The sequence below is a fragment of the Poseidonibacter sp. genome (assembly GCF_041821165.1).
In the GTDB taxonomy this organism is placed as follows: Bacteria; Campylobacterota; Campylobacteria; order Campylobacterales; family Arcobacteraceae; genus Poseidonibacter.
Genome location: NZ_JBGUES010000166.1, coordinates 1 through 5,283 on the forward strand (window position 1 = coordinate 1; position 5,283 = coordinate 5,283).

Annotated in this window: 4 protein-coding genes; all 4 read left to right on the forward strand. The window is 28.4% G+C overall.

Features of this window, described 5'->3' with window-relative positions:
• Nucleotides 1–1,903, forward strand: a 1,903-nt coding sequence (locus ACERKK_RS11005) for a polyribonucleotide nucleotidyltransferase (protein ID WP_373773124.1), incomplete at its 5' end; no start/stop codon positions are given.
• 200 nt (nt 1,904–2,103) lie between these two features.
• Nucleotides 2,104–2,472, forward strand: coding sequence for a response regulator (locus ACERKK_RS11010; protein WP_373773125.1), 369 nt, complete (start codon nt 2,104–2,106; stop codon nt 2,470–2,472).
• Nucleotides 2,473–2,482: 10 nt separating this feature from the next.
• The gene (locus ACERKK_RS11015) at nt 2,483–4,528 is read left to right on the forward strand and encodes a chemotaxis protein CheA (RefSeq protein WP_373773126.1); all 2,046 of its coding nucleotides are present in this window, start codon (nt 2,483–2,485) and stop codon (nt 4,526–4,528) included.
• A gap of 7 nt (nt 4,529–4,535) precedes the next feature.
• A partial coding sequence (locus ACERKK_RS11020) for a protein-glutamate O-methyltransferase CheR (RefSeq protein WP_373773127.1) occupies nt 4,536–5,283 on the forward strand: 748 nt, incomplete at its 3' end.

Sequence of the window (5,283 nt, forward strand, 5' to 3'; positions counted from 1 at the left end):
TGATAGAAGTTTAAGACCATTATTCCCAAAAGGTTATGTATATCCTACAACTATTACTGTAATGGTATTAAGTGCAGATAAAGATGTAGATTTACAAGCATTAGCTTTAAATGCTGCAAATGCTGCTTTATATACTTCAAACTTACCAATTAAAAAATCTGTTTGTGGTGTAAGAGTTGGTAAAATTGATGGAGAATATGTACTTAATCCAACAGTAAAAGATTTAGAAAATTCTACATTAGATTTATATGTAGCAGGTTCTAAAGATGAACTATTAATGATTGAAATGAAATCTATTTCATCTGCTGAATTAGTTGAAGTTGATATTGAAGCTTTTACAAAAATTCATAATGCAAATGAAATGACTGAATCTAAACTTGTTGAAGCTATTGGTTTTGCACAAGAAGCTTTATTTGAAGCAAATACAACTTATGAGTCTGGTTTTGAAACAGCTTGTAAAGAGATGGCAGAAGTTGAATTAGTTAAATTTTCAATTGAAGAATCAGTTATTAATTATGTAAGAGATAATTTCTCAAATGATATTCAAGAAGCAATTAAAAAATTAGCAAAAAGTGAAAGAGCAACAGAACTTAAAGATGTAGCAAAATCAATTTCTGCTAATGAATATTGTGCAAGTAATGAAATTGAATTCTCTGTAATCTATGAAGCAGTTTCTATTGTAAAAAGAGAAATTGTTAGAAATATGATTGTTACTGATAAAGTAAGAGCTGATGGAAGAGGTTTAAAAGATGTTAGACCTATTTCAATTGAAACAAATATTTTACCATCTGCTCACTCTTCTTGTTTATTTACAAGAGGTGAAACACAAGCATTAGTAGTAGGTACAATTGCAGGACCAAAAGATGGTCAAATGTATGAAAAACTTACTGAAAAATCAACTTCAATTGATAATTTCTTACTTCACTATAACTTCCCAGGATTTTCTGTTGGAGAAGCAAAACCAATGTTTGGTGTAGGTAGAAGAGAATTAGGTCATGGAAATTTAGGTAAAAAAGCACTTGAACCAACAATTGATGATGATTACACTGATACAATTAGATTAGTTTCTGAGATTTTAGAATCAAATGGTTCTTCTTCAATGGCTACTGTTTGTGGTGGTTCTTTAGCATTAAAAGCAGCAGGTGTTCCAATTTCTGATTTAGTTGCAGGTGTTGCAATGGGAATGGTTGTTGAAAACAATGAATATTCTGTATTAACTGATATTATGGGTCTTGAAGATCATGATGGAGATATGGACTTTAAAGTTGCAGGAACTTCAAAAGGTATCACAGCTTTACAAATGGATATTAAATTAGGTGGAATCGAGCTATCTGTACTTGAAGAAGCATTATTACAAGCAAAAGAGGGTAGAGAGCATATTTTAGGTTTAATGAATGTTGCTGCTTCTGAAATTGTTGTAAGTGATGCTTTACCATTAGTTGAGCAATTCTCAATTGATCCTAGTAAAATTATGGTAGTTATTGGAAAAGCTGGTTCTACTATTAAAGAAATTATTGAGAAATTCTCTGTAGGAATTGATTTAGATAGAGATAGCGGGAACGTTAAAGTAAGTGGTACTTGTAAACAAAATGTTTTAGACGCTTGTGAACATATTAAAACTATATCAAATAATGCAGTTTCAAGAAAAGGTCCTTCAAAAGATTTAGATTTTGAAAAACTTTATGCAATTGATGAAGTTTTAGTTGGAAAAGTTGAAAGAATTGTTGATTTTGGTGCATTTATTTCATTACCAAAAGGTGGAGAAGGTCTTCTTCATATTTCTAAGTTATCAAAAGAAAGAGTTAAAAATGTATCTGATATTTTATCTGTTTCTGATGAAGTAGAAATTAAAGTACTAAAAGTAAAAAAAGACAGAATTGAATTAGGTTCTGCATCTATTTAATTAGTTAAATTAAAATAAATAATCAATAGAAATTATCATATTTCTATTGATTCCTCTTTGAACAAATCCCAAAATACTAATATATATCTTCCTAATAAATAAATATAAATGATAAATTTATATTTTTATAACCCTAATTTAATAATTCTTACGTTAGTATAATAAAAATAATTTTTTAACTATAACTAAGGGGTTCTAATATGGCTAAACTTTTGATCGTAGATGATTCAACAATGCTAAGAGATATGCTTAACTATGCATTAAATGAAGGTGGATATACAGATGTTACAGAAGCTGTTGATGGTGTTGATGGTTTAGCAAAAGCTAAAGCTGATAATTTTGATCTAATAATCACAGATGTAAACATGCCTAATATGGATGGTTTAACATTAATTGGTGAATTAAGAAAAGTGCCACAATATTCTAAAAAACCTATTTTAGTTTTAACAACTGAAAGAAGTGATGAAATGAAATCAAAGGGTAAAGCATCTGGAGCAACAGGTTGGATTGTAAAACCGTTTGTACCAGATCAACTGTTAAAAGCAGTTAATATTGTGTTAAGTAGATAAAGGAGTTTACATGTCATTTGATATTTCTAAATATAGAGAGATGTTTCTAGAAGAAGCTGAAGAGCTTTTTGAATCAGCAGATAATGTACTGTTGGAAGCTGAAAATAATGGTTCTTTAACTGACGAAGAAATGGGGCAGTTATTTAGAGATGTTCATACTCTAAAAGGAAGTGGAGCATCAGTTGAATTAAAACTGTTTGCTGAATTTACTCATGATGTTGAAAACTTGATGGATAAATTAAGAAACCATAAAATTGAATTCATACCAGAAATGGCAGGAACTTTAATTGATGGTTTAGATGTTATGAAAGAAATATTGGAACTTGAAGTTTCAGAAGAATTAACAAGAGAAATGTTTACTGAAATGACAACTTCTTTATTAGAAGAAATTAGAGCGTATTCAAATGAAACTCCTGTAGCTAAACCAGTTGTAGAAAATAAAACTCCTGTTGTTGAAAAAGTACAAGAACCTGTAAAAGTTGAACCTGCACAAAATGACAATATTGGTTTTTTTGATGATGACTTAAATGATGAAAAAGATACACAATCATATGGATTGTTTTCAGATGATGTAGATGAAGACCAAAAAAACTACGGCTTCTTTGATGATGATTTAAATGATATAGATATGAATAGCGATGATAGTGTTGCTATTGTTCATAATGAAGAAGATAATTTTGGCTTTTTCGATGAAATGTCTGCTATTAATTTAAATGAAGAAATAAAAAGTAATGATGAAATTAAATTAGAAAAAACAGAAGAATCTACACCAAAAGAAACGCCAAGTGCAGATTCAGCAGCTAGAAAAGTTAGAGAAACAAAAGAAAAGAAACCTGCAGCTGCAACTAATAATATCAGAGTTAATTTAGATAAAATTGATTTATTAATGAATAATGTTGGAGATCTTGTAATTACTAATGCAATGCTTACTCAATTTTCATCTACAATTGAGGAATCAAAAACTAGAACAGCTGTATTAGAAAGATTAGAATTATTAGAAAGACATATTAGAGATATGCAAGATTCTATTATGAGTATTAGAATGGTACCAATGGAATCTATATATTCTAAGTTCCCAAAAGTTGTTAGAGATATTTCTAAAAAATTAGCAAAAAAAGTTGAATTTAAACATTATGGTGATAATGTTGAAATTGATAAAGCAATGATTGAAGGATTAACAGATCCATTAATGCATATTATTAGAAATTCACTTGATCATGGTTTAGAAACTCCAGAAGAAAGAGAATCAGCTGGTAAAAGTGATGTTGGTTCAATTATAATTTCAGCTGAACAAGCAAATGGACAAATGATTATTACTATTGAAGATGATGGTAGAGGAATCAATGTTGAAAAAGTTGCTCAAAAAGCATTAAGCCAAGGTCAAATTGATGAAAATCAATTTAACAATATGAGTGATAATGAAAAAGCAATGTTAGTATTTGGAGCTGGTGTTTCAACTGCTGACCAAATTTCTGAAATATCAGGTCGTGGTGTTGGAATGGATGTTGTTAAAACAAATATTCAAAAACTAGGTGGAGATCTAAAATTAGATACAACTTTAGGTGAAGGTACTACATTAACAATTATGTTACCTTTAACTCTTGCAATTCTTGATGGATTAGATATTGCAGTTGGAGATCAAAAGTATATTTTACCTTTAAGTTCAATTGTTGAATCATTACAACCAACATCAGATATGATTAAAAAAATTGGTGATGGTACACAAGATCTTCTTATGTTAAGAGAAGAGTTTATTCCTGTTGTTAGATTACATCAATTATTTGGATTAAAAAGAAGTTTTGATAATCTAGAAGATGGAATGTTAATTGTAGTTAAGTCAGGAAATACAAAAGTTGCTTTATCAATAGATGAATTTTTAAATCAACATCAAGTTGTTGTAAAACCACTTGATAAAAACTTTAGAAGTGTTGAAGGTGTAGGTGCTGCAACTGTAAGAGGTGATGGAAGTATTGGATTAATTCTTGATATTGTTGGAATTATCAATGCACAAATTAAAATTGAAAAGCACCATGGCTTTATAAAAAAAGCTTCTTGAGTAATTAATGAGTAATAGTACACAAGAGATTCATAATAAAATTAAAAAACTTCTTTATTCTTTAACGGGTATTACACTTGCTGATAATAAAGATATTATGATTTCAAATAGAATTGATAAATTAAAAAGAGATTCAAAATTTAAAGGTGATATTACTGAACTTTTAGATTTAATTGAAAAAGGTACTTTTGTTACTGAATTTATTAACTCTTTTACTACAAATAAGACTCATTTTTTTAGAGAAGATTTTCATTTTGTAGATTTGAAAAATAGAGTTTTACCTCAGTTAGCAAAAGAGGGTAGAAAAATAAAAATGTATTGTTCTGCATCTTCAACTGGTGAAGAACCATATTCTATGGCTATGACAGTACTTGAAGCAAAAGAAGAATTAGGAAAATTTATTGATACTTCAATAATTGCAACTGATATTGATACAAATGTATTACAATATGCTGCAAATGGTATTTATAGATATTCAAAATCATCAAAAGAGTTTCCTTCTTGGATTAAACCTGCTAAATATTTTAAAAGAAGAATACAAAAAAATTTATCTGGTGAAGAAGTACTTATAAAAGTAAAAGATGAGTTAAAAAGAATGATAAGTTTTCAAGTAATGAATTTAAATGATTCTTCTTATCCTTTTTCATCTAATCAATTTGATGTGATTTTTTGTAGAAATGTATTAATTTATTTTTCAGCAGAAGATCAAAATAAAATATTAAAAAAGCTTTTTAAACATTTAAAAATTGGTGGTA